The 23,832-nt window shown below is 44.6% G+C and carries 22 protein-coding genes and 2 pseudogenes; 17 read left to right on the top strand and 7 right to left on the bottom strand.

Annotation, left to right across the window (positions count from 1 at the left end; all coding sequences use genetic code 11):
• Window positions 1–190 precede the first annotated feature (190 nt).
• The 7 genes and pseudogenes from ACSJJG_RS10465 (at window position 191) to cutC (ending at window position 5,768) form a co-directional block, all read left to right on the top strand.
• Window positions 191–739, top strand: a complete 549-nt coding sequence (locus ACSJJG_RS10465) for a VOC family protein (RefSeq protein ID WP_481089327.1) — start codon at window positions 191–193, stop codon at window positions 737–739.
• A gap of 30 nt (window positions 740–769) precedes the next feature.
• Window positions 770–966: pseudogene (locus ACSJJG_RS10460) on the top strand (transcriptional regulator); the annotation flags it as partial.
• Complete coding sequence (locus ACSJJG_RS10455) at window positions 963–1,874, top strand: 2-dehydro-3-deoxygalactonokinase (protein ID WP_481089326.1); 912 nt, start codon at window positions 963–965, stop codon at window positions 1,872–1,874. The pseudogene ACSJJG_RS10460 and the gene ACSJJG_RS10455, both read left to right, overlap by 4 nt.
• Entirely contained in the window at window positions 1,825–2,442 is a 618-nt protein-coding gene (locus ACSJJG_RS10450; RefSeq protein WP_481089325.1) for a 2-dehydro-3-deoxy-6-phosphogalactonate aldolase, read from the top strand. The genes ACSJJG_RS10455 and ACSJJG_RS10450 overlap by 50 nt, the downstream gene beginning before the upstream one ends.
• The gene (gene dgoD, locus ACSJJG_RS10445) at window positions 2,439–3,587 is read left to right on the top strand and encodes a galactonate dehydratase (RefSeq protein ID WP_481089324.1); all 1,149 of its coding nucleotides are present in this window, start codon (window positions 2,439–2,441) and stop codon (window positions 3,585–3,587) included. Before ACSJJG_RS10450 ends, dgoD begins: the two co-directional genes overlap by 4 nt.
• Window positions 3,588–3,695: 108 nt before the next feature.
• Window positions 3,696–4,987: pseudogene (locus tag ACSJJG_RS10440) on the top strand (MFS transporter).
• A gap of 28 nt (window positions 4,988–5,015) precedes the next feature.
• Window positions 5,016–5,768 (top strand): copper homeostasis protein CutC, encoded by a 753-nt coding sequence (cutC, locus tag ACSJJG_RS10435; RefSeq protein WP_481089323.1) that lies wholly within the window; start codon window positions 5,016–5,018, stop codon window positions 5,766–5,768.
• 98 nt (window positions 5,769–5,866) lie between these two features.
• Here cutC and cmoB read toward each other — a convergent pair whose 3' ends face one another.
• The 3 genes from cmoB to ACSJJG_RS10420 all read right to left on the bottom strand — a co-directional run bounded on the left by cmoB (window position 5,867) and on the right by ACSJJG_RS10420 (window position 8,205).
• Window positions 5,867–6,838, bottom strand: a complete 972-nt coding sequence (gene cmoB / locus ACSJJG_RS10430; protein WP_481089322.1) for a tRNA 5-methoxyuridine(34)/uridine 5-oxyacetic acid(34) synthase CmoB — start codon at window positions 6,836–6,838, stop codon at window positions 5,867–5,869.
• Window positions 6,835–7,620, bottom strand: coding sequence for a carboxy-S-adenosyl-L-methionine synthase CmoA (gene cmoA, locus ACSJJG_RS10425; protein ID WP_481089321.1), 786 nt, complete (start codon window positions 7,618–7,620; stop codon window positions 6,835–6,837). The genes cmoB and cmoA overlap by 4 nt, the downstream gene beginning before the upstream one ends.
• Before the next feature lie 186 nt (window positions 7,621–7,806).
• On the bottom strand, window positions 7,807–8,205 hold the full coding sequence (locus tag ACSJJG_RS10420) for an MAPEG family protein (RefSeq protein ID WP_047770012.1): 399 nt from the start codon (window positions 8,203–8,205) through the stop codon (window positions 7,807–7,809).
• Window positions 8,206–8,474: 269 nt separating this feature from the next.
• Here ACSJJG_RS10420 and aspS point away from each other — a divergent pair, with 269 nt between their 5' ends.
• The 6 genes from aspS to ruvB all read left to right on the top strand — a co-directional run bounded on the left by aspS (window position 8,475) and on the right by ruvB (window position 13,802).
• Window positions 8,475–10,244: an aspartate--tRNA ligase gene (aspS, locus tag ACSJJG_RS10415; RefSeq protein WP_481089320.1), complete on the top strand. Its 1,770-nt coding sequence runs from the start codon at window positions 8,475–8,477 to the stop codon at window positions 10,242–10,244.
• On the top strand, window positions 10,244–10,678 hold the full coding sequence (gene nudB, locus ACSJJG_RS10410) for a dihydroneopterin triphosphate diphosphatase (RefSeq protein WP_481089319.1): 435 nt from the start codon (window positions 10,244–10,246) through the stop codon (window positions 10,676–10,678). Before aspS ends, nudB begins: the two co-directional genes overlap by 1 nt.
• A 30-nt stretch (window positions 10,679–10,708) precedes the next feature.
• Window positions 10,709–11,452 carry a YebC/PmpR family DNA-binding transcriptional regulator gene (locus ACSJJG_RS10405; RefSeq protein WP_047770018.1) on the top strand — a complete coding sequence of 248 codons (744 nt, stop codon included), beginning with the start codon at window positions 10,709–10,711 and terminating at the stop codon, window positions 11,450–11,452.
• A 108-nt stretch (window positions 11,453–11,560) separates the two neighbouring features.
• Entirely contained in the window at window positions 11,561–12,082 is a 522-nt protein-coding gene (gene ruvC, locus ACSJJG_RS10400; protein ID WP_481089318.1) for a crossover junction endodeoxyribonuclease RuvC, read from the top strand.
• A 78-nt stretch (window positions 12,083–12,160) separates the two neighbouring features.
• A complete protein-coding gene (gene ruvA / locus ACSJJG_RS10395) occupies window positions 12,161–12,778 on the top strand; it encodes a Holliday junction branch migration protein RuvA (protein WP_481089317.1) in 618 nt (205 codons plus the stop codon).
• Between the two features lie 16 nt (window positions 12,779–12,794).
• Window positions 12,795–13,802, top strand: a complete 1,008-nt coding sequence (gene ruvB, locus ACSJJG_RS10390; RefSeq protein WP_481089316.1) for a Holliday junction branch migration DNA helicase RuvB — start codon at window positions 12,795–12,797, stop codon at window positions 13,800–13,802.
• A gap of 91 nt (window positions 13,803–13,893) precedes the next feature.
• Here ruvB and znuB read toward each other — a convergent pair whose 3' ends face one another.
• A complete protein-coding gene (gene znuB, locus ACSJJG_RS10385) occupies window positions 13,894–14,679 on the bottom strand; it encodes a zinc ABC transporter permease subunit ZnuB (protein WP_481089315.1) in 786 nt (261 codons plus the stop codon).
• On the bottom strand, window positions 14,676–15,458 hold the full coding sequence (gene znuC, locus ACSJJG_RS10380; protein ID WP_481089314.1) for a zinc ABC transporter ATP-binding protein ZnuC: 783 nt from the start codon (window positions 15,456–15,458) through the stop codon (window positions 14,676–14,678). The genes znuB and znuC overlap by 4 nt, the downstream gene beginning before the upstream one ends.
• Window positions 15,459–15,510: 52 nt before the next feature.
• Here znuC and znuA point away from each other — a divergent pair, with 52 nt between their 5' ends.
• The 3 genes from znuA (at window position 15,511) to lpxM (ending at window position 18,902) form a co-directional block, all read left to right on the top strand.
• On the top strand, window positions 15,511–16,467 hold the full coding sequence (gene znuA / locus ACSJJG_RS10375) for a zinc ABC transporter substrate-binding protein ZnuA (protein WP_481089313.1): 957 nt from the start codon (window positions 15,511–15,513) through the stop codon (window positions 16,465–16,467).
• Between the two features lie 26 nt (window positions 16,468–16,493).
• The gene (gene mepM, locus ACSJJG_RS10370; protein ID WP_481090421.1) at window positions 16,494–17,810 is read left to right on the top strand and encodes a murein DD-endopeptidase MepM; all 1,317 of its coding nucleotides are present in this window, start codon (window positions 16,494–16,496) and stop codon (window positions 17,808–17,810) included.
• Between the two features lie 123 nt (window positions 17,811–17,933).
• Entirely contained in the window at window positions 17,934–18,902 is a 969-nt protein-coding gene (gene lpxM, locus ACSJJG_RS10365; protein WP_481089312.1) for a lauroyl-Kdo(2)-lipid IV(A) myristoyltransferase, read from the top strand.
• 210 nt (window positions 18,903–19,112) lie between these two features.
• Here the strand turns inward: lpxM and pyk are convergent, their stop codons facing one another.
• A complete protein-coding gene (gene pyk, locus ACSJJG_RS10360) occupies window positions 19,113–20,555 on the bottom strand; it encodes a pyruvate kinase (protein WP_481089311.1) in 1,443 nt (480 codons plus the stop codon).
• Between the two features lie 230 nt (window positions 20,556–20,785).
• Window positions 20,786–21,634 (bottom strand): MurR/RpiR family transcriptional regulator, encoded by an 849-nt coding sequence (locus ACSJJG_RS10355; protein ID WP_047770038.1) that lies wholly within the window; start codon window positions 21,632–21,634, stop codon window positions 20,786–20,788.
• Window positions 21,635–22,105: 471 nt separating this feature from the next.
• Here ACSJJG_RS10355 and zwf point away from each other — a divergent pair, with 471 nt between their 5' ends.
• On the top strand, window positions 22,106–23,581 hold the full coding sequence (zwf, locus tag ACSJJG_RS10350) for a glucose-6-phosphate dehydrogenase (protein WP_481089310.1): 1,476 nt from the start codon (window positions 22,106–22,108) through the stop codon (window positions 23,579–23,581).
• Window positions 23,582–23,832: the final 251 nt, after the last annotated feature.

Below are 23,832 nucleotides of genomic sequence, written 5' to 3'. Positions count from 1 at the left end.
AGTTACCTTAAATTACGCACAAAAGCCCCTGCATTTGAACTGTGCAAATACTTTCAAGCGTGTGGGTTAGACAAAATAACGGGTTTTATACCATATTCAGCATCCTGCATGCTACCATCAGCCGCCGCTTGCGGTATGACTTTTTGTTTTCAGCTCGCCTTTCAGGCGATAGTTTTTTGCTGGGGGAAAGATGACACACTTTTCAACAATTTCTGAATTACAGGATTTGGTGACTGATTTATATAAGTTTGAGCAAAAGTTAAAGCAGTTTGGTGAACATTTGGGCTTGGAACTTACGCAATATGCAGCGGATCATATTTCCCTGCGTTGTAATGCTATTTCAATTGCTGATCGCTGGCGTCAAGGTTTTCTACAATGTGGTCAATTGTTGTCTGAAAGCAGGATCAATGGCCGGCCGATCTGCTTATTTGAGTTAGAACAGCCAATCACTTTACTTGGCTGGCAAATTGATTGTGTCGAATTACCTTATCCGGGTAAAAAGCAATATATTCACGAAGGTTGGGAACATGTCGAATTTGTCCTGCCTGTGCCACCAGAACAACTGATACTCGAAGCCTATAAATTACTGCCTGATCCGTTGCCCGTTGTTTTTCGTACAAAAGAGAGCTATCCGAAAGGTGACAATGAAAGGTTACCAAATCCAACGTTAGCCGTGACAAAAGATGATGTCACAATCAAATTTCACCCTTTTTCTCTCAAAGAAATTATCAAAAATTAAACATGCAGTGTTCTTTTTGTGATCTTTATCGTAGTACTGCAACTCAGCGTAGCGATAAGCTCGATTCAGTGAGCGATATTTGAACGAATCTGGATGGGCGATTAAGACACTCCAGGAAAAGAAGGCGCTGTTTGATACGGTACGGCATCAAGGCGGGAATGCCGCAGAAACAGACGGCCTTTGTCATGATTGCCAGTTCAGCACGAAGGCTTAAGGAAATCACATGACAGCGCGCTACATCACGATTGATTGGGGATCGACCAATTTACGAGCCTGGCTATATCAGGGTGATGAATGTCTGGAAAGCAGGCAATCCGCAGCGGGAGTCACCCGTTTCAATGGAAAATCCCCGCAGGTGGTGTTAGCAGAAATTACTCAAGGCTGGCGGGATGACCAAACACCGGTTGTTATGGCCGGTATGGTTGGTAGTAATGTGGGTTGGAAAATAGCCCCCTACCTGCCAGTTCCCATTTCGTTTTCTGCAATAGGAGAACAATTAACCCCCGTTGCAGACAATGTCTGGATTATTCCGGGATTGTGTGTTTCACGTGAAGATAATCACAACGTGATGCGAGGCGAAGAGACTCAATTATTAGGCGCTCATCAGCTTTTTCCTGCTTCTCTTTATGTCATGCCCGGCACTCACTGTAAATGGGTATTAGCTGACGACCAACAAATCCATGATTTTCGTACTGTGATGACCGGCGAACTCCACCATTTACTTTTGCATCATTCACTGGTGGGAGCAGGGTTGCCAGAACAGGTTGCCTGCCCAGAGGCTTTTAATGCGGGGCTTAAACGGGGAATAGATTCTCCTGTGCTTTTGCCATTTTTATTCGAAGTTCGCGCCTCACCTATATTAGGTGTTCTGCCGCGTGAACATGTCAGTGAATTTTTATCCGGCCTGTTGATTGGCGCAGAAGTTGCGAGCATGAGTCACTATTTTGTTGATCAACCGGCTATCACTCTTGTCGCCGGACTTTCGTTAGCGGCTCGTTATAAGCAGGCGTTCAGCGCTATCGGACGAAATATCGCTCTGGCAGACGGTGATACCGTTTTTCAGGTAGGTATAAGGAGTATCGCAAATGTTGTGGCAAACCAATCTTCCGCTTATCGCTATTCTTCGCGGTATTAAACCGGACGAAACGCTTGAACACATCGCGGCGGTCATTGACGCTGGGTTCGACACAGTGGAGATCCCACTTAACTCTCCGCAGTGGGAACAGAGTATTCCGGCCATTGTGAAAGCGTTTGGCAGTAAGGCATTGATTGGGGCGGGAACTGTACTCAAACCAGAACAGGTAGATGTGTTGGCGGAAATGGGTTGCGAACTGATTGTCACGCCTAATATCCGCAGTGAAGTGATCCGCAGAGCGGTCGCTTATGGTATGACAGTATGTCCAGGTTGTGCGACGGCCACAGAAGCTTTTACCGCGCTGGAAGCGGGTGCACAGTCATTAAAAATTTTTCCCTCATCGGCATTTGGTCCGGCTTATATCAAAGCGCTAAAAGCTGTTTTGCCGCCAGACGTGCCTGTTTTCGCAGTAGGCGGTGTAACGCCAGATAATCTGTCTCAATGGATTAACGCAGGTTGCATAGGAGCCGGTTTAGGCAGTGATCTTTATCGTGCCGGTCAATCGGTTGATCGTACCGCACGGCAAGCAGTCCTATTTGTTAATGCGTATCGAGAGGCTGTGCAATGAAAATAATTAAATTCACGACTTATCGTTTACCTCCACGCTGGATGTTCCTAAAAATTGAAACAGATGAAGGTGTTGTAGGCTGGGGGGAACCGGTGATTGAAGGCCGTGCCCGCACAGTGGAAACGGCAGTGCACGAGCTAGGTGAATATTTGGTTGGACAAGATCCTGCCCGCATTAATGACTTATGGCAGGTGATGTATCGTGCCGGCTTTTACCGTGGCGGCCCCATTCTGATGAGTGCCATAGCGGGAATCGATCAGGCTTTATGGGATATCAAAGGTAAAGTCTTGAATGCGCCCGTGTGGCAACTGATGGGTGGATTGGTGCGCGATATGATCAAAGCTTATAGCTGGGTGGGAGGCGATCGTCCGTCGGAGGTGATTGATGGTATTAAAACCTTACGAAAGATCGGTTTTGATACATTCAAATTAAATGGTTGTGAAGAACTGAGTATCATTGATGATTCGCGAAAAATCGATACTGCCGTCAATACGGTAGCGCAGATCAGAGAAGTGTTCGGTAATGAAATTGAATTTGGGCTTGATTTTCACGGTCGTGTTAGCGTACCCATGGCGAAGGTATTAATTAAGGCGTTAGAGCCATATCGTCCTTTATTTATTGAAGAACCCGTGCTGGCGGAACAGGCGGAATATTATCCACGTCTGGCGGCGCAAACCTATATTCCAATTGCGGCAGGTGAGCGTATGTTTTCCCGTTTTGAATTTAAACGTGTACTGGAAACGGGCGGTCTGGCCATTCTCCAGCCAGACTTATCGCATGCGGGAGGCATTACCGAATGCTACAAAATTGCGGGCATGGCTGAAGCTTATGATGTAGCACTGGCACCACATTGCCCACTGGGACCGATTGCGCTGGCCGCTTGCTTGCACATCGATTTCATATCACGTAATGCGGTATTCCAGGAACAGAGTATGGGCATTCATTACAATAAAGGAACAGAATTACTTGATCTTGTGAAAAATAAAGAAGATTTCAGTATGGATGGGGGGGTCTTTAAACCCTTAATGAAACCGGGTCTTGGTGTTGAAATTGACGAAGCACAGGTCATTGAGCGCAGCAAAAATGTACCAGACTGGCGAAATCCAATGTGGCGACACAAAGATGGTTCCGTTGCTGAATGGTAATCATGCCCGTTATTAAATAATTAAATCAATGTGTTCTTTTACACACTCTGTTAACTATAGGGCAGGGTGAACGGTTTCACTGTGCCCAAAATCTGGAGACAGATTGAGATGAAGATTTCAGTAACAACTGCGAAAATTGGGCGGCGGCGCTATCTGACGTTGATAATGATCTTTATTACGGTCGTTATTTGTTATGTTGATCGAGCCAACCTTGCTGTTGCATCAGCAAATATCCAGAAAGAGTTTGCTATCACGAAAACGGAAATGGGTTATATCTTTTCTGCTTTTTCCTGGTTTTATACCTTATGTCAAATTCCCGGCGGTTGGTTCCTGGATCGCGTTGGCTCACGCTTGACCTATTTTATTGCCATTTTGGGCTGGTCGGTGGCGACTCTATTACAGGGCTTTGCAATCGGGCTGATGTCACTCATTGGATTACGTTCCATTATTGGTATTTTTGAAGCACCGACATTTCCCACCAATAACCGCATGGTGACAAGCTGGTTCCCTGAACATGAACGAGCCTCTGCCGTTGGTTTTTACACATCAGGGCAGTTTGTCGGGCTTGCTTTTCTGACGCCATTTCTAATAGGATCCAGGAATTGATTAGCTGGCACTGGGTTTTTTTCCTGACCGGGGGTATCGGAATTATTTGGTCATTAATCTGGATTAACGTTTATCGGCGGCCACGGTTAACAAAAAACATGAGTCAGGCGGAGCTTGAATATATCCGCATGGGAGGAGGATTAGTCGATGATGACTCGCCAGCTAAGAAAATGGCACGACAGTCTCTTACTATCGCTGACTGGAAGCTGGTGTTCCACCATAAGCTGGTGGGGGTCTATCTGGGGCAATTTGCCGTCGCTTCAACGTTGTGGTTCTTTTTAACCTGGTTCCCGAGTTATTTGACTCAAGAGAAGGGGATTACCGCTCTAAAAGTCGGTTTCATGACTACAGTTCCGTTTCTGGCTGCATTTCTCGGTGTGCTGCTCTCTGGCTGGTTGGCAGATAAAATGGTACGTAAAGGTTTCTCTTTGGGAGCGGCGCGTAAGACCCCGATTATTTGTGGTTTGATAATTTCCGCCTGTATTATGGGAGCCAATTACACTAACAATCCGATATGGATCATGGTGCTAATGGCACTGGCTTTCTTTGGTAACGGCTTTGCATCCATTACCTGGTCACTGGTTTCTTCACTGGCACCGATGCATTTGATTGGTTTGACCGGCGGTATTTTTAATTTTGTCGGCGGGTTGGGGGGGATCTCTGTACCACTTGTGATTGGCTATTTGGCGCAGAGTTACGGTTTTTCTCCAGCACTGGTTTACATTTCTGTCGTCACATTGATTGGCGCACTCTCCTATATTTTTCTTGTGGGAGATGTGAAACGTGTCGGCTAATTGGGCGTTTATATCCGAGGGGCTTTGAATGATAAAGCTGGAAATTTGTTGTTATAGCGTAAACTGTGCTTTGGTTGCACAAAAGGCAGGCGCTGATCGCATTGAATTGTGTGCAAGCCCGTTGGAAGGCGGGGTAACACCCAGCATCGGAGCATTGCAGCATGCGCGACAGAGTTTATCAATTGCAGTGCATCCTATTGTACGGCCAAGAGCAGGAGACTTCTGTTACAGCAACCCTGATTTTGAAGTGATGAAAAATGATGTTGCTCGTATCCGTGATATGGGATTTCCCGGCGTCGTTTTCGGCGTGCTAAACGAAGAAGGTCATATCGACAGGCTTCGTATGCGGCAATTGATGTCATTGTCAGGGAATATGGCAATCACTTTTCATCGCGCCTTTGATATGTGTTTTAATCCACATGTTGCGTTGGAACAACTGACAGAGCTTGGTGTGCAGCGTATTTTAACTTCGGGCCAGCAACAAAGTGCTGAGTTGGGATTACCTTTGTTAAAAGAGTTGTTACAGGCTAGCCAGGGACCGATTATTATGCCTGGGGCGGGAGTCAGAATGAGTAATATCAGTAAGTTCCTGGAAATTGGCATAACAGAAGTCCACAGTTCAGCAGGTAAGATCGTGCCTTCTGCCATGAAATACCGGAAAGCTGGCGTAAAAATGAGTTCTGATGACAGTGATGTAGATGAATATGCTTATCACTGTGTTGATGGTCAGTTAGTTGAATCGATGAAGGGCGTGATTAGTTTGGTTCAACGGAAAAAATAGAACACGCTATATTTCATATAAATTCCCAGTGACATTGTCAAGGATGTCACTGGGGTAATCAGCCAGCAAAATAATAATCTAAAAGATGAAGTAAAAGATTATGGCTTGCGGGCAATAAGCACTGCCCGCAGTGGTGCGGGGTAGCCTTCTGTCGTTTTACTCTGGTCGGTTGGATCAAGAAAATCGATCAGCGATTCAGTCTTCATCCATTCTGTCTGGCGCTGTTCATCCAAAGTCGTAATTGCATGATCAACGATTCTAACATCAATAAAACCACATTTGTCTAGCCAGACTTTCAGCATTTTGGCAGACGGAATAAAGTAGACATTCCGCATTTGAGCATAACGCTCACCCGGAATGAGGCATTGATGTTCGTCCCCCTCAATCACCAGGCTTTCCAAAACTAATTCGCCGCCGGAAACTAACTGGTTTTTCAGTTGCCATAAGTGGTCGAGGGGGGAGCGGCGATGGTAAAGCACGCCCATTGAAAACACCGTATCAAAGGCTTTTAGTTCTGGTAATTGTTCAATGCCCAAAGGCAGAAGATGGGCGCGTTGATCGTTACCCAGTAACTTTCTGGTGGCTTCAAATTGGCAAAGGAAAAGCTGGGTTGGGTCAATACCGACAACTAAATGGGCACCTTCCCCCACCATGCGCCACATGTGGTAACCACTGCCACAGCCGACATCAAGGACGGTTCTGCCTGCTAAAGAAGAAATATGGGGAAGGACGCGATCCCATTTCCAGTCAGAACGCCACTCGGTATCAATCTCCACACCATACAGTGAAAAAGGTCCTTTACGCCACGGCATCAATAGCTTTAGGATATTTTGAATACGGGCTTTTTCACCGTTTGATAGCTCTGGTTCATGGTTCGTAATGACACCATTTTTCAGATCAAGTTGGGTGGGGTTAATTTCAGGCAGTTTCTCCAGAATTTTTACCCATGAACTGAACTGACCATGCAATGAGGCTTGTTGCCAGTGGCATAATTGTGCAGGCAGGCATTCCAACCAGTGACTTAAGTGATTTTTGGCGATCAATTGATAAAAGTTACCGAAATCAATCATTGTTCAGCTCCTTTTATTGCTAATAATGAGCCAAAGTTAAAACATTGAAACCAGACTTCCACATGCTGGAATCCTGCTTGTTTGAGGCGTGACTTGTGAGTTTCAACAGGATCTGTCTGCATGACATTCTCCAGCATACTGCGTTTTTGGCTGATCTCCAGTTCACTGTAACCATTGGCTCGCTTGAAATCATAGTGCATGTTGAATAGCAACTCGCCAATCTGCTCATCATCAAAATTGAATTTTTCAGATAGCACCAAAACGCCTCCGGGTTTTAGTCCGGCATAGATTTTATCCAGCATTTTCTGGCGATCATCAGGGTGCAGGAACTGTAATGTGAAATTCAAAACGACCATTGATGCATTTTGAATGTCGGTATCAAGAATATCCTGTTCGATGACTTCAACGGGGATGTTGGCTTTGAAAGAGTCAATATGGCGGCGGCAGCGTTCGATCATTGCCGGTGAGTTATCGACGGCAATAATACGGCAACCTTCTGTATGGGAATGGGTACTATTATCTTCGGAACTAATAGCACGACGGATTGACAGCGTGGCTGCGCCAAGGGAACAGCCGAGATCATAGATTTGACTGTCTGGCGTTACAAAACGCTCTGCCAGCATACCTATCATGGAAATGATATTGAAATAACCGGGAATTGAGCGTTTCACCATATCAGGAAAAACTTCTGCAACCCGTTCATCGAAACTCCAGTCACCTAAATTGGCGATGGGGGCAGAGAACAGGCTATCCCGTTGATTATGAGATTCTTGATTTGACATAACAGCATTGATTTTGGAAACAATAAGAAGCGGTTATTCTAACAGAATGCAGGAAAAGGCAGAAAGGGGGATAATCAATAGATAGACCCTCAGGCGGCAGCACACCGCCTTGGGTATCACTCTAATCATCCATGCTTTGCCATTGAACTACAACACAAAATATGCAGAATTTATAGAGGGAATAGATTATGTATAGAGAGAAAAGATCTGCTCCCACGGTAAATAGTAGATGTTGTTGAGAATCATTATTATCATTGAGATATAGGTTGCTGCCATGCCCATACGTCGCCAGCGTATTTCTCGATGACGCAAGCCAAAGTAGTGTAGTATTCTGCCTGATAGTAATACCAATCCACAAATATGCAGCATCCAAACGGGGGCACCATTCATCTCCATCACAATCAATAACAACATTGAAATTGGAATGTATTCAACTGCATTACCATGAACCCGAATGGCTGTTTGTAATTCATAAAAACCGCCATCGCCATAAGCTACCCGATATTGGGTTCTTAATTTGACTACATCCAGAGACAGCTTAATTAACAGTAGTGCGCCCAGTACGATATAAAGCGAGCTAACCATTTTTTAACTCCAATTGCCTAACCAAAAAACGGCCGAATGATGATAAACCGCAAAAAGAAAACTGTCGCTATAAATCATAGTATTTAATAATAAATTCTATGAATGTTAGCGGATAGCAAAAAATTGTCTTGCCAAGAACGGCGTTATGACCTTATCTCCGGTCAGAATTTCCAGTATAATAGTGACCTTTTTTTGCAATTCTTCCTAAAACGAATAATGCTAAAATTTCCGCAGCAGAAAGCATAACGAGCTGAGTAAAAGGATATTGTATGCGTACTAATTATTGTGGGCAGTTGAACCTGGCCCATGAAGGCCAGAAAGTGACTCTTTGTGGGTGGGTAAATCGTCGCCGTGATTTAGGTGGCTTGATCTTTATTGATATGCGAGATCGCGAGGGTATCGTTCAGGTATTTTTTGACCCAGACCAGAAAGAGGTCTTTGCTCAGGCTTCTGAACTGCGTAATGAATTTTGTATTCAAATCACAGGGATTGCGCGCGCGCGCCCTGATAACCAAATCAATAAAGATATGGCAACCGGCGAAATTGAAGTTTTCGCAGAAAGCCTGATGGTTTTCAACCGCTCGGAGCCATTGCCTCTGGACAGCAACCAGAATAACAGTGAAGAGCAGCGCCTGAAATTCCGCTATCTTGATCTGCGTCGCTCTGAGATGTCGCAGCGTCTGAAAACCCGTGCAAAGATCACCAGTTTTGTGCGTCGTTTTATGGATACTGCGGGTTTCATTGATGTTGAAACACCAATGCTGACTAAGGCAACACCAGAAGGTGCGCGTGACTATTTAGTGCCAAGCCGCGTACATAAAGGTGAATTTTATGCACTGCCGCAGTCTCCGCAGCTTTTCAAACAGTTGTTGATGATGTCTGGCTTCGACCGTTATTACCAGATTGTGAAGTGCTTCCGCGATGAAGACCTGCGTGCCGATCGTCAACCAGAGTTTACCCAGATCGACGTTGAAACCTCGTTTATGACCGCTGAACAAGTTCGCGAAATCATGGAAAAAATGATCCGTGAACTGTGGCTGGATGTGAAAGATGTCGATTTGGGCAGCTTCCCAATTATGACATTTGAAGAAGCCATGCGCCGTTTTGGTTCAGATAAACCAGATTTGCGTAACCCTCTGGAATTGGTGGATATCGCCGATCTGGTTAAAGACGTGGAATTCTCTGTTTTTGCCGAACCGGCAAACAATCCAAAAGGCCGTGTTGCGGCTATTCGCGTGCCCGGCGGGGCAGAGCTAAGTCGCAAGCAAATTGATGAGTACGGTAAATTTGTTGGCATTTATGGCGCGAAGGGTTTGGCATGGATGAAAGTGAATAACCGTGCTGCTGGCCTGGAAGGCGTGCAAAGCCCGATAGCTAAGTTCCTGTCTGTAGAGGTGGTTGAAGGTTTGCTGTCCCGCTCCAACGCACAAGATGGCGATATCCTGTTCTTCGGCGCTGACCAGAAAAACATTGTCACTGATGCCATGGGAGCGCTGCGTCTGAAACTGGGCCGCGATTTGAACATCATCGATCTGGCAAGCTGGAAACCACTTTGGGTTATTGATTTCCCAATGTTTGAAGGCAACGGAGAAGGTGGCCTGACAGCAATGCACCATCCGTTTACTTCTCCGCGTGATATGTCGGCGGCTGAATTGGAAAGTCATCCAGAATCCGCTATTGCGAATGCTTATGACATGGTTATCAATGGCTATGAAGTGGGTGGTGGTTCTGTCCGTATCCATCGCAATGAAATGCAGCAGACGGTATTCCGCATTTTAGGTATCAATGAGCAGGAACAGCAGGAAAAATTTGGTTTCTTGCTGAACGCCCTGAAATACGGCACACCGCCACATGCCGGTTTAGCTTTCGGTTTGGATCGCCTGGTCATGTTGCTGACTGATACCGATAATATTCGTGATGTGATCGCTTTCCCGAAAACAACGGCAGCGGCGTGTTTGATGACGGATGCACCAAGCCCAGCGAGTTCAGCAGCGTTGGAAGAACTGGCTATTTCAGTCGTTAAAAAAGAGAACGAATAATGGCTTATAAGCGCCCTGAATCTGTACTGGTTATGATTTACGCCGTTGACAGCAAAAGGGTGCTGATGCTACAGCGCCGGGACGATCCTGAATTTTGGCAATCTGTGACAGGTAGCCTTGAAGAGGACGAAAAACCGTGGGAGGCGGCGTTACGTGAAGTACAGGAAGAGACAGGCATTGATATTATCAATGAAAATCTTGAACTGAAAGATTGTCAACGCTGTCTTTATTATGAGATTTTCTCTCACCTACGATATCGGTATGCTCCGGGGATAACGCGCAATAAAGAACATTGGTTCTCTCTGGCGTTACCTGAGGAGCGAGAAATTTTGCTGACCGAACATCTGGCTTATCAATGGCTGGCTGCGGAAGAAGCGGCCAGATTGACGAAGTCGTGGAGCAATCGGCAAGCAATTGAAGAATTTGTCATTTAGTCTACAAGATGTTTTATCGGAGATATTTGCATGGCAGGTCATAGTAAATGGGCCAATACGAAACACCGCAAAGCTGCACAGGATGCAAAACGCGGTAAGATTTTCACAAAAATTATCCGTGAATTAGTCACGGCGGCGCGATTGGGCGGTGGTGATCCAGATTCCAACCCACGTCTGCGAGCTGCCGTCGATAAAGCGCTGTCCAACAATATGACTCGTGATACGTTGAATCGTGCAATTGCCCGTGGTGTTGGCAGCGACGAATCAGACAATATGGAAACCATCATTTATGAAGGCTACGGCCCTGGTGGTACGGCAGTGATGGTTGAATGCCTGAGTGATAACCGTAACCGCACGGTTTCCGAAGTTCGTCATGCGTTCACCAAAACAGGTGGTAACTTAGGAACTGACGGTTCTGTTGCTTATCTGTTCACCAAGAAAGGGGTTATTTCCTACGCACCAGGCCTGGACGAAGATGCGGTGATGGAAGCAGCATTGGAAGCGGGTGCTGACGATGTTGAAACTTATGATGATGGTGCGATTGACGTCTATACTACTCCAGAGTCTTTTGGCGAAGTTAAAGATGCACTGGATGCAGCAGGCTTCAAGGCAGATTCCGCGGAAGTTTCTATGATCCCATCCACGAAAGCGGAACTGGATGCAGAAACTGCACCTAAATTACTGCGTCTGATCGATATGCTTGAAGATTCTGACGATGTGCAGGAAGTTTATCATAATGGTGAAATCTCTGATGAGGTTGCAGCACTGCTGTAATTAGCATTAGGGTTCACAGCGTAGAGAAAGTGTTCCTCAAATCAGGGCACTTTCTCTAACGTTTTTATCCCATATCACAAGCAAACCGATTTAAGCGAATAATTCGATATGGCGATTATTCTTGGTATTGACCCTGGCTCCAGAGTCACGGGATATGGCGTTATTCGCCAGCAGGGACGACAACTTATCTATCTCGGTAGCGGTTGTATTCGAACAAAAGTGGATGACTTACCCGGTCGTTTGCAGAAGATTTACGCCGGAATTACTGAAATTATCACTCAATTCCAGCCCACAGTTTTTGCCATAGAGCAAGTTTTCATGGCAAAAAATGCAGACTCTGCCTTGAAATTAGGGCAGGCGCGAGGTGTAGCAATTGTTGCGGCTTCTAACCAATCCATACCGGTATTTGAATATGCCGCCCGTCAGGTTAAACAGACTGTAGTCGGTACGGGAGCGGCTGAAAAAAGCCAGATACAGCACATGGTTCGTTCGATGTTGAAACTGTCTGCTAATCCGCAGGCCGATGCTGCCGATGCTCTGGCTGTTGCGATTACACATTGTCATCTCAGTCAAAATTTACTTCGGGTAGGTAATGCGCGGTTAAATTTAACGCGAGGCCGTCTGAAATAGATGATGCTGGATATACGTCCAGCTTTTTTTGTGCTATAAGCTAGCGAAACGATTTATTTTATTTTCAGGGGGTAAGCAGTGATAGGGCGTTTGAGAGGAATCGTGTTGGAAAAACAGCCACCGTTGGTTTTGTTGGAAACTCATGGTGTCGGTTATGAAGTTCATATGCCAATGACCTGTTTTTATGAACTGCCTGAAATTGGTCAGGAAGCTATCTTATTTACACAATTTATTGTGCGTGAAGATGCCCAGCTATTATACGGTTTTAATGATAAACAAGAGCGTGCACTGTTCCGTGAACTGATTAAAGTCAATGGCGTTGGGCCTAAATTAGCGCTGGCGATCCTTTCTGGTATGTCTGCTCAGCAATTCGTCACTGCTATAGAACAAGAAGCGATTGCTTCACTGGTTAAGTTGCCGGGTGTTGGCAAAAAAACGGCTGAAAGGCTGGTGGTAGAGATGAAAGATCGCTTTAAGGGGCTTAATGGCGATCTATTTAACCAAAGTAGTGATGTTAATTTGCCTGCTGTCAGCAAACAAGCGAATTCCGCTGCCGATATTGAAGCAGAAGCCGCAGCGGCACTGGTTTCTCTAGGATATAAACCACAGGAAGCCAGCCGGATGGTAAACAAAGTTGCTAAACCGGGTGCCGATTGTGAAACCCTTATTCGAGAAGCGCTTCGAGCGGCTCTGTAATCACAGGAGTTAAGTGATGATTGAAGCTGACCGTCTGGTTTCAGCAGAAGTTCTGCAAGATGATGAAGCCATTGATCGTGCCATTCGGCCGAAGTTTCTGTCTGAATATGTTGGGCAGCCCCATGTTTGTGAGCAAATGGAAATTTTTATTCAGGCGGCACGTCAGCGTGGTGATGCACTGGATCACTTATTGATTTTTGGTCCCCCTGGATTAGGAAAGACCACGCTGGCAAATATTGTTGCCAATGAAATGGGGGTTAATCTTCGTACCACATCTGGGCCGGTATTGGAAAAGGCAGGGGATCTTGCCGCTATGCTTACTAATCTGGAACCGCATGATGTCCTGTTTATTGATGAAATCCACCGCTTATCGCCGGTTGTGGAAGAGATCCTTTATCCGGCAATGGAAGATTATCAACTGGATATCATGATTGGCGAAGGGCCAGCCGCCCGCTCTATCAAGATTGATCTTCCCCCATTTACATTGATTGGTGCGACCACTCGTGCAGGTTCTTTAACTTCGCCATTGCGTGATCGATTCGGTATCGTACAGCGCCTTGAATTTTACAATGTTGATGATTTGCAAAGCATTGTTTCCCGTAGTGCACGCTATATGGGATTAGACATTTCAGATGAGGGGGCAAGGCAAATCGCGATGCGTTCCCGTGGCACTCCCCGTATTACCAATCGATTATTGCGTCGTGTACGTGATTTTGCGCAAGTGAAAGGTGATGGCACAGTTGATAATCATATTGCCTCCCAGGCCCTGGATATGCTGAATGTGGATTCAGCCGGATTTGATTACCTTGATCGTAAGTTGCTGGTTGCCATTATTGATAAATTTATGGGTGGTCCCGTAGGCTTGGATAACTTGGCAGCGGCGATTGGTGAAGAACGAGAAACGATCGAAGATGTGCTGGAACCTTTCCTGATCCAACAAGGATTTATTCAACGAACGCCACGCGGGCGTATTGCAACCCATCATGCTTATCGGCATTTTGGATTGAGCAAGGAAGGCGAATAAAGGATTATAACTTATCTAAATTATAACCCTTGTCACTTGTATTTGTATTACTGCTAAAAAGCAGCGAATTGAAAGACTGAGGGGATAAATATCAGTTTCTTGCCTTGATCGTTAAACTCAATGCAAATAACATTGCCGAACAAAGTACAACGGAAGGCCCCGCGGGTGTGTTATAAAACGCCGATAACGTTAATCCTCCCGTAACAGAAAGCATACCGACAACAATTGCAAAAACGGCCATTTGCTCAGGCGTGCGGGAGAAACGACGGGAGGTAGCGGCAGGGATAATCAGCAGGGAGGTGATAATTAACGCCCCGACGAATTTCATTGCCAACCCAATAGTTAATGCTGTCACTAACATTAGCAGGACACGCAGACGTTGAATTTTAATGCCATCGACAAAAGCCAGATCCTGGCTGACTGTCATTGATAGCAGGGCGCGCCATTGCCATGTCAGTAATCCGGTAACAATCACGACACCGGCCGCAATCAAGCAGAGATCTTCATAAGTTACAGACAATAAATCGCCAAATAAATAAGCCATTAGATCGACCCTTACATTGGTCATAAAACTAACGACGACTAAGCCCAACGACAAGGCACTGTGAGCCAGAATGCCTAATAATGTATCAACTGCCAATTGCGGGCGTTTTTCCAGCCAAACTAAAATAGTGGCCAGGATAAGTGTAACCGCAATAACCGCATAAAAGGGATTCACATTCAGTAAGAAACCGAATGCAACACCGAGCAGTGATGCGTGTGCCAGTGTATCGCCAAAATAGGACATTCTGCGCCAGACGACAAAAGAACCAAGAGGTCCTGCGGCAATTGCCAAAAAAATACCGGCGAGCCAGCCGGGAAGCAATAATTCAATCATCGATGTGATTCCCCAACATTTTTCAAAATAATTTTCCCTCTAAGATCATGATGATGATTGTGGTGATGGCGGTAAACTGCCAGTTGCTCTGCGCCATGATGCCCAAACATTGCAATAAACTCTGGGTGCATTGACACCACTTCCGGTGTGCCAGAACAACAAATGTGTTGATTAAGGCATAAAACTTCGTCTGTTTTCGCCATCACTAAGTGCAGGTCATGGGATACCATAAGTACCGCGCAATTAAGTTCTGTCCTGATTTGATTGATCAGATCGTAAAGTGCCAGTTGTCCATTGACATCGACACCTTGTGTTGGTTCGTCAAGAACCAAAATCTGAGGTTGATTAAGTAAGGCTCTGGCAAGTAGCACTCGCTGAGTTTCACCACCAGATAGCTTTTGCATTGGTTGCTCCAGTAAATGAGCAGCCTTGACCCGATTTAATACCGGTAAGATATCCGCTTGTTTCACGTTGGGTCTCAGCATCATAAAACGCTTAACGGTTAAGGGCAGAGTGGGATCAAGGTTTAGTTTTTGCGGAACATAACCAATTCTCAACGTAGGGTTTTGTTCGATAGTGCCCGAAGTGGGGGGGATTAATCCAAGAACGACGCGAACCAGAGTTGATTTCCCCGCACCATTTGGGCCGATCAGGGTCAGAATTTTCCCTTGTTTGAGATTGAATGAGATATTGTTTAATACCTTGCGGTTACCAAATTCAACCGTAATGTTTTTTAGGGTGATCATAGTTGACGAGTTAAAAGTATCTTGCAGAATCATTGAAATGTTATAATATAACAAAATTCAATTTTCTGCATGGAATATTCATATTATGTTACACAACTCACAGAAATACGCGCATAAACTTTTTCATAAAATCGCATTAGCTGCTGTGTTAGTGGCAGGAGTGAATGGCTCTGCGCAGGCAGATGTTGTCACATCCATTCGCCCATTGGGCTTTATTGCTGCTGCCATTGCTGATGGTGTAACAAATACTCAGGTACTTCTGCCCGATGGTGCTTCTCCACATGATTATGCGTTACGGCCTCTGGATGTACGGAAAATTAATCAAGCCGATTTGGTTGTTTGGATTGGCCCAGATATGGAAACCTTTTTGGCGAAACCGATAGCTAAAATTGAGCAGAATAAACAACTGGCACTGGCTGAATTATCTACCATTAAGCCATTATTATTGAAAAATAGTGAAGATGGTAATGATTCTGATGCTGAATCATATCAGCATGAACATGAGGAAGATCACGAACATCATCACGGTGAATATAATATGCATCTTTGGCTTTCTCCAGAGATTGCGGGAAAAGCCGCTCAGGCAATATATGATCAGCTTATTGAGCAATATCCTCAACAAAAACAGCAATTAGAAGTAAACCTACGTAAATTCAATGGACAGCTTGCACAAACTGATAAGAATATTACTCATGTTTTAAAGCCTATACAAAATCAGGGTTATTTTGTTTTTCATGACGCGTACGGTTATTTTGAAAAACATTACCAATTGGCTCCGCTAGGTGTTTTCACGGTCAATCCTGAAATACAACCTGGTGCGCAAAGATTACACAAAATACGAACACAATTGGTTGAGCAGAAAGCAAGATGTATTTTTGCTGAACCTCAATTCAGGCCAGCCGTTATTCATGCCGTAGCAAAAGGTACTGATGTACGTATTGGAATACTTGACCCTTTAGGGAGCGGCATTGTATTGGATAAAGATAGCTACATGAAATTTATAACTCAACTATCAAAACAATACGCGAGCTGCCTGAATTAGTACAATAAGGAATTTTATTAGTGCAAGTGCAGCAGATAGCTAAAACTATCGTTCTGGTATACAACAACCTGCCCAAACCACACAAGATCATGCTTGGATCTCTAACGCTGGTCACTTTGGCTATCGCGATATGGCGGCCTGTTGTTTATCATGAACAAGAAGAACGGACAGGTAGTATTATTCTCAGTACTCCCGATAGCATTCCAGAAGCAACGGATGATGTCGCTGGGGATGCTAATGAACAACTCCCCAATGAGGGCATTGGGGATGATGATGGCAGTTCTGTTGATACAGCAGTAAATGTTCCGCACCAATATGTTGTCTCCAGTGGTGATACCCTGAGTTCGATTTTGACTCAGTTCGGAATTGATTCCTCTGATGTTGCTTTGTTAGCAAATCAATATAAATCATTGCGTAATTTAGGTATTGGTCAGTCATTATCGTGGACTACTGATGATAATGGGAATTTAAAAACGCTGACCTGGGATATATCACGTCGTGAAACTCGCGTTTATACTCGCGAAGGAGATACTTTTAACGAAACGCAAGAGTTTCAGAAGGGAGAATGGAAAAATAGTGTCATCACAGGTACAGTTGATGGCAGTTTTAATAGTAGTGCCCTGATTGCTGGATTAACAAGCAGCGAGGCCAGAGAAGTGACAAAAGCGTTGCAATGGCAGATAGATTTCCGCAAATTGCGTAAAGGTGATCGTTTTTCTGTGCTGATGTCCCGTGAAATGCTTGATGGGAAAAGTGAACAGAGCCAATTGTTAGGCGTTCGCTTACAGAGTGGTGGCAATGATTATTATGCCTTCCGGGCCAATGATGGTCGTTTTTACGACAGCAATGCTTCCGGTCTTGAGCGTGGTTTCCTGCGCTTTCCTACAACTAAACAGTTCAGAGTATCTTCTTCTTTCAATCCACATCGCTTAAATCCGGTAACCGGCAGAATTACAGCTCACAAAGGGGTTGATTTTGCTATGCCAGTAGGAACACCTGTTTTGGCAGTCGGTGATGGTGAAGTCGTTGTCGCCAAATTTGATGGTGCGGCCGGTAATTTCATCGCCATACGGCACGGTCGTCAATATACAACTCGATACATGCACTTGAGAAAAATACTGGTAAAACCGGGTCAGAAAGTGAAACGGGGTGAACGTATTGCGCTATCAGGAAATACGGGGCGTTCAACAGGCCCCCACCTGCACTTTGAATTCTGGGATAACCAGAGGCCGGTTAACCCGCTCACTGCAAAATTGCCACGTTCTGGCGGGTTGAGTGGCAAAGAGCGTGCAGAATATGTAGCCATGGTTAAGGAAACTAAGCCTCAATTGTTGCTAGATTAAGAGCATCAACTTCCGATTATTGACAGAGATAAAAGCGGATGATGACTATCATCCGCTTTTATCTTATTTTTTGTTGTAAACTTTCGCCTTGAGAGCAAATATTGGGATCATCAGAGTTAGCTCATGAATAAAGAAAAAGATACAGATAGTAAATTGGGATATGTCCCTCGGTTTCATCGAGCTTATTTACATCCCCGTTATTGGGGCCTTTGGGCTGGCGTGGGGATATTGGCAGGATTGTCTTATGTCCCTGTAAAATGGCGTGATCCATTTCTGGCCAGGATAGGTATTTGGGCGGGAAGAAAAGTGAAAAGTGCTCGTCGCAGGGCGAAAATCAATTTAATTTACTGCTTTCCCGAATTAACGGAACAGCAGCACGAAGAGCTGATTGATCGCATGTTTGCTACCGCCCCTCAATCGTTTGTTATGCTGGCGGAGCTTTGTCTCAGGGGAGCAAAATCGACACTTGAGCGAACCCAATGGCATGGCGAAGACATTATTCAAGCCTTAAAAGCACAAGGCAAAAATGTGATTTTTATGGTTCCACATGGTTGGTCTGTTGATATTCCCGCGATGTTGTTGGCTGCCCGTGGCCAAAAAATGTCAGCGATGTTTCACCATCAAAGTAATCCCGTGGCTGATTACTTATGGAATAAAGCGCGTTGTCACTTTGGTGGTCGTTTGCATTCCCGTGATGCGGGAATTAAACCCTTTATCTCTACAGTGCGTGAAGGCTTTTGGGGATACTATTTGCCCGATCAGGATCATGGCGAAGAACACAGTGAATTTGTCGATTTTTTTGCCACTTACAAGGCTACGTTGCCTGCACTTGGGCGCTTAATGAAGGTTTGCCGCGCAGCCGTTGTTCCGTTATTTCCGGTTTATAATTGCCAAACTCATCAGTTGGACATTTATATCCGTCCACCCATGGAGGATATTGCAGGACAGGATGATACCTATATTGCTCGCCGAATGAATGAGGAATTGGAGGAATTGGTGAAGCCGAATCCTGAACAATACACTTGGATCTTAAAATTGCTTAAGACGCGGAAAAAAGGGGATATTGAGCCTTATAAAAGGGAAGACTTATGATTGATAAGGTGTAATTAAACTTGATTTGAATAATGGACGTGCTGTGATTGAGAGCAATTAATAAATGAGTATACTGACTCTTATACGCATGTAACGTAATATTGCAGCTTGCAAGTCAATGTGATCGTTTATATCTCCCCACTTCTCGGGTGAGAGCCTACGTTAAAACCGTACCATAAAAATGATGCCAGTGGTAATATATATAGCCTATTATTCCACTTCAAGTACGCGACAGGTATTGGTACTGCCAATAGTTCCCATCTGATCACCTTGGGTCACAAGTACCAAATCCCCAGAGATGAGATAACCTTTATCGCGCAGACGATTCACTGCTTCATTTGCCGCTGTGATCCCATCAGTATGCGAACTACAATAAACGGGTGTTACACCACGATACAGGGCGGTACGGTTTAAGGTTGATTCATGGCGAGACATAGAGAAGATAGGCAGGCCAGAACTGATGCGGGACATCATGCGAGCCGTGCGGCCAGATTCAGTCATGGCAATAATTGCCTTGACGCCTTTCAGATGGTTGGCTGCATACATGGTAGACATTGAAATCGCTTCTTCAATGCTATCAAATGTAATATCCAAGCGATGTTTGGAAACATTGACACTTGGCATTTTTTCCGCGCCAAGACAGACTTGTGCCATAGCGGCAACGGTTTCCGCAGGATATTGACCCGCGGCTGTTTCAGCAGAAAGCATAACCGCATCAGTACCATCCAGTACCGCATTGGCGACATCCATGACTTCAGCACGCGTCGGCATTGGATTGGTGATCATGGATTCCATCATTTGTGTGGCTGTAATCACAACACGATTCAGTTGGCGAGCGCGGCGGATCAGTTTCTTCTGTACACCAACCAGTTCGGGGTCACCAATTTCAACACCGAGATCACCACGAGCGACCATGACAACATCCGATGCCAGAATAATTTCATCAATAATTTCGTCACTACTAACAGCTTCCGCTCGCTCAACTTTTGCAACTATTTGAGTTTCGCAACCCGCATCTCGTGCGAGACGGCGCGCATAATTCAAATCTTCACCTGAACGAGGGAAAGAAATCGCAAGATAATCAACACCAATTTTGGCTGCTGTGATGATATCTTCCTTATCTTTTGTTGTCAGTGCTTCGGCTGATAACCCGCCGCCCAATTTATTGATGCCTTTATTGTTGGAAAGCGGGCCTCCTACAGTCACTTCCGTGAAGATTTTCATCCCCTGAACTTCCAGGACTTTCAATTGAACACGTCCATCATCCAATAGCAGGATATCACCAGCCGTTACATCAGATGGCAAACCTTTATAGTCAATACCGACTTTTTCTTTATCTCCCTCTCCCTTACTTAGATTGGCATCCAGCAGGAATTTATCCCCAATATTCAGGAAAATTTTTCCTTCTTTAAAGGTGGATATGCGTATTTTAGGCCCTTGAAGATCACCAAGGATGGCAACATGACAACCTAAACGGGCAGCAATTTCGCGCACTTTATTAGCACGTTGGATATGATCTTCCGCAATGCCATGAGAGAAATTAAGGCGGACGACGTTGGCCCCTGCTTGGATAACTTTTTCTAGATTGTCGTCACGATCTGTAGCTGGGCCAAGTGTAGTGACGATCTTTGTTCTTCTGAGCCGTCTGGACATGTATTACTCCGTTGACCTATGAAGTATACCTTTTGTTTTTCAAGTTACCGCACCGTTGGGTGGTCACTTGAAATCCATTGGGTATATGAGTTTTCGATTACCGTAGGATAACCATTTAATTTATTGATTATTAACCCCGCACTGCGAATATGCAGTGGGGAAAAGTCTACATATGCTATCAGTCTGGAGAGTTGATAAATAGTGAACAAAAACACAGTCTATTTTCTGGTTTATTCAGGCTTATCAAACCGTGAATTACGCAACGCTTCTTTGACCCTCTTCAAATTATCCCTGAATTTTGAGCCGCGGCGCAGTGTAAAACCCGTTGCCAGCACATCAATGATGGTTAATTGAGCTATTCTTGAGACCATCGGCATATAGATATCTGTATCTTCGGGGACATCCAACAGAATGGGGAGGGTAGCTTCGTGTGCTAATGGGGAGCCTGTTGAGGTAATGGCGATCACTGTTGCATCGTTTTCGCGGGCCAGTTTAGCAATTTCTACAAGGCTTTTTGTTCTTCCCGTATGGGAAATTAATACGACAACATCTCCTTCGGTACTGCTGATGCAGCTCATTCGTTGCATCACAATATCATCAAAATAGGTCACTGGAATATTGAAGCGAAAAAATTTGTTCATGGCATCATGGGCTACAGCGGCTGATGCTCCCAAACCAAAAAAAGAGAGTTTTCTGGCTTGTGTCAGAAGGTCGACTGCGCGGTTAATTGCTGCAATATCCAGATTACTTTTGACCGTTTCCAGATTTGCCATGACTGATTCGAAAATTTTGTTTGTATAAGAGGTGACGCTGTCACTTTCTTCCACGTTTCGGTTTACATAAGGTGTACCATTGGCGAGGCTCTGTGCCAGATGCAATTTAAAGTCAGGAAACCCCTTGGTGTTGAGGCGACGACAAAAACGATTAACCGTCGGTTCACTCACATTCGCCATTTTAGCCAGAGTGGCAATGCTTGAATGGATGGCAGTTTGTGGTGAAGCAAGGATGACCTGCGCAACCTTTTTCTCTGACTTACTCAAAACATCAAGACTATTTTGGAGCCGTTCCAGTGTGTTCATAAAACGAAGTTTAACCTCGGTTTTAACGATTTCATTAACAGGAGAAATCTATTTCATTTTCATGAAAATATACTACTTGTTATTGAAAGCTGGCAGTGGCAATAACCGGATAACATGGGATTTTTCATGAAAATATGACAGGTGTCTAATTTTCAATTTGGTAAGATTACTTCTTAATCGTTGTAAATTTTCAGTTTACAATCACTGCTCAGTATGAATTATGACCATACTGCCAGTGAATACAAAATTACCATGAATGTGAAAGAGTGTACAGGAAGCGGGTGTGTGGTTATTTAATAGCCTGTGTCCAATGGATTTCATTTTGTCACTAAATCCAGCAGCAACGTGAAATACGAAGAGCTATATCAATAATCCATGAATAATCAGTGTTTACTGCATATAACCAAAAGAGTACATTACCCACAGATTCTGTAAAAAAATTACAATATCCCGTAATTGAGGAGATGCAACATGGCGGTGACGTCTATAGCTCAGGCTTGTAATTTGGTAATTTTTGGGGCGAAAGGAGACTTAGCACGCCGGAAATTAATGCCTTCCCTTTACCAGTTGGAAAAAGCGGGTTATATCCATCCTGATACCCGAATTATCGGCGTCGGTCGAGCTGACTGGGATAAAAAAGCCTATACCAAAGTCGTTGAAGAAGCATTGGTGACGTTTATGTCCGAAAAACTAGATGCAGAATTGTGGAAGAAACTCTGTTCACGTCTGGAATTTTGTAATTTGGATGTAAATGAAACGGAGCATTTCAACGAATTGGCAAAAATAATTAATAAAGATGACTTACCCGCTATTCACTATTTTGCCATGCCTCCAAGTACATTTGGAGCAGTATGCCATGGGTTAGGCGCTGCGGAGCTGAATACGGAACCCAATCGTGTAGTGATGGAAAAACCGCTGGGAACCGATCTTGCTTCTTCCAGAGCGATTAATGATGAAGTTGCAAAATATTTCAATGAGAGCCAAATTTACCGTATTGACCATTATTTGGGGAAAGAAACGGTATTGAACTTGTTAGCGCTGCGTTTTGCCAACTCACTTTTCGTCAATAATTGGGATCATCGCACGATTGATCATGTGCAAATTACTGTTGCTGAAGAAGTTGGTATCGAAGGGCGTTGGGGCTATTTCGATCAGGCGGGGCAGATGCGCGATATGATCCAAAATCATCTTCTGCAAATTCTGACTATGATTGCTATGTCACCACCGGCTGACCTGACAGCAGATCGTATTCGTGATGAAAAAGTAAAAGTGTTGCGTTCTTTGCGTCGGATTAATCAGACTAATGTCAGGGAAAAAACGGTTCGCGGGCAATATACCGCAGGTTTTGTGCATGGTAAGAAAGTTCCGGGTTATCTGGAAGAAGAAGGGGCGAATAAAGCCAGTAAAACAGAAACTTTTGTGTCGATTCGTGTCGATATCGATGACTGGCGCTGGTCTGGAGTGCCTTTCTACCTGAGAACCGGAAAGCGGTTGCCGGCGAAGTGTTCTGAAGTTGTCGTCTATTTCAAAGAACCTTCCCTGAATCTGTTTGCTGAATCCTACCAGCAATTACCACAAAACAAATTGACCATTCGTTTGCAGCCAGATGAAGGCATTGATATTGAAGTGCTAAATAAAGCACCGGGGCTGGAACATAAACACCGTTTGCAAACGACCAAGTTGGATCTGAGTTTCTCTGAAACATTTAATCAGACACACCTTGCTGATGCTTATGAAAGGCTATTGTTGGAAGCAATGCGCGGTATTCAGGCATTGTTTGTCCGTCGTGATGAAGTGGAAGAAGCCTGGAAATGGGTGGATTCCATTATGGATGCATGGGCAGCGGATAATGAACCACCGAAACCTTATCAGGCAGGCACGTGGGGACCCGTGGCTTCTATCGCTTTGATTACACGTGATGGTCGTTCATGGAATGAGTTTGAATAAATGGTGTGTTTTTTAGTTTGCACTAAACAACTCATCGAAGTAATGGCCGGACTTAATGTCCGGCTGGGTTTTGTAAAAATAATTCAAAATTTGCTATCTGAATAATAAAATTTTAATAAAAATAGTCCATTACTCCACTTTTTTACTAAAAATGGAGACTAGCTAGCCAAATATAAATCATTGCTTTTTATTTGGTGCTATGATAGAAATGCATTATTACATTTTAATACGAGGGTTCTTAGTATATCACG

The sequence above is a fragment of the Xenorhabdus sp. SGI 60 genome (assembly GCF_056632175.1).
The sequence above is the reverse complement of the archived record's forward strand: the minus strand, read 5'-3'. Positions and strand labels throughout refer to the sequence as shown.

What these genes read in the sequence shown, in the direction of transcription:
- ACSJJG_RS10465 (WP_481089327.1), top strand. Translation starts at nt 191, where the DNA reads ATGACACACTTTTCAACAATTTCTGAATTACAGGATTTGGTGACTGAT.
- ACSJJG_RS10455 (WP_481089326.1), top strand. Translation starts at nt 963, where the DNA reads ATGACAGCGCGCTACATCACGATTGATTGGGGATCGACCAATTTACGA.
- ACSJJG_RS10450 (WP_481089325.1), top strand. Translation starts at nt 1,825, where the DNA reads ATGTTGTGGCAAACCAATCTTCCGCTTATCGCTATTCTTCGCGGTATT.
- dgoD (WP_481089324.1), top strand. Translation starts at nt 2,439, where the DNA reads ATGAAAATAATTAAATTCACGACTTATCGTTTACCTCCACGCTGGATG.
- cutC (WP_481089323.1), top strand. Translation starts at nt 5,016, where the DNA reads ATGATAAAGCTGGAAATTTGTTGTTATAGCGTAAACTGTGCTTTGGTT.
- cmoB (WP_481089322.1), bottom strand. Translation starts at nt 6,838, where the DNA reads ATGATTGATTTCGGTAACTTTTATCAATTGATCGCCAAAAATCACTTA.
- cmoA (WP_481089321.1), bottom strand. Translation starts at nt 7,620, where the DNA reads ATGTCAAATCAAGAATCTCATAATCAACGGGATAGCCTGTTCTCTGCC.
- ACSJJG_RS10420 (WP_047770012.1), bottom strand. Translation starts at nt 8,205, where the DNA reads ATGGTTAGCTCGCTTTATATCGTACTGGGCGCACTACTGTTAATTAAG.
- aspS (WP_481089320.1), top strand. Translation starts at nt 8,475, where the DNA reads ATGCGTACTAATTATTGTGGGCAGTTGAACCTGGCCCATGAAGGCCAG.
- nudB (WP_481089319.1), top strand. Translation starts at nt 10,244, where the DNA reads ATGGCTTATAAGCGCCCTGAATCTGTACTGGTTATGATTTACGCCGTT.
- ACSJJG_RS10405 (WP_047770018.1), top strand. Translation starts at nt 10,709, where the DNA reads ATGGCAGGTCATAGTAAATGGGCCAATACGAAACACCGCAAAGCTGCA.
- ruvC (WP_481089318.1), top strand. Translation starts at nt 11,561, where the DNA reads ATGGCGATTATTCTTGGTATTGACCCTGGCTCCAGAGTCACGGGATAT.
- ruvB (WP_481089316.1), top strand. Translation starts at nt 12,795, where the DNA reads ATGATTGAAGCTGACCGTCTGGTTTCAGCAGAAGTTCTGCAAGATGAT.
- znuB (WP_481089315.1), bottom strand. Translation starts at nt 14,679, where the DNA reads ATGATTGAATTATTGCTTCCCGGCTGGCTCGCCGGTATTTTTTTGGCA.
- znuC (WP_481089314.1), bottom strand. Translation starts at nt 15,458, where the DNA reads ATGATTCTGCAAGATACTTTTAACTCGTCAACTATGATCACCCTAAAA.
- znuA (WP_481089313.1), top strand. Translation starts at nt 15,511, where the DNA reads ATGTTACACAACTCACAGAAATACGCGCATAAACTTTTTCATAAAATC.
- lpxM (WP_481089312.1), top strand. Translation starts at nt 17,934, where the DNA reads ATGAATAAAGAAAAAGATACAGATAGTAAATTGGGATATGTCCCTCGG.
- pyk (WP_481089311.1), bottom strand. Translation starts at nt 20,555, where the DNA reads ATGTCCAGACGGCTCAGAAGAACAAAGATCGTCACTACACTTGGCCCA.
- ACSJJG_RS10355 (WP_047770038.1), bottom strand. Translation starts at nt 21,634, where the DNA reads ATGAACACACTGGAACGGCTCCAAAATAGTCTTGATGTTTTGAGTAAG.
- zwf (WP_481089310.1), top strand. Translation starts at nt 22,106, where the DNA reads ATGGCGGTGACGTCTATAGCTCAGGCTTGTAATTTGGTAATTTTTGGG.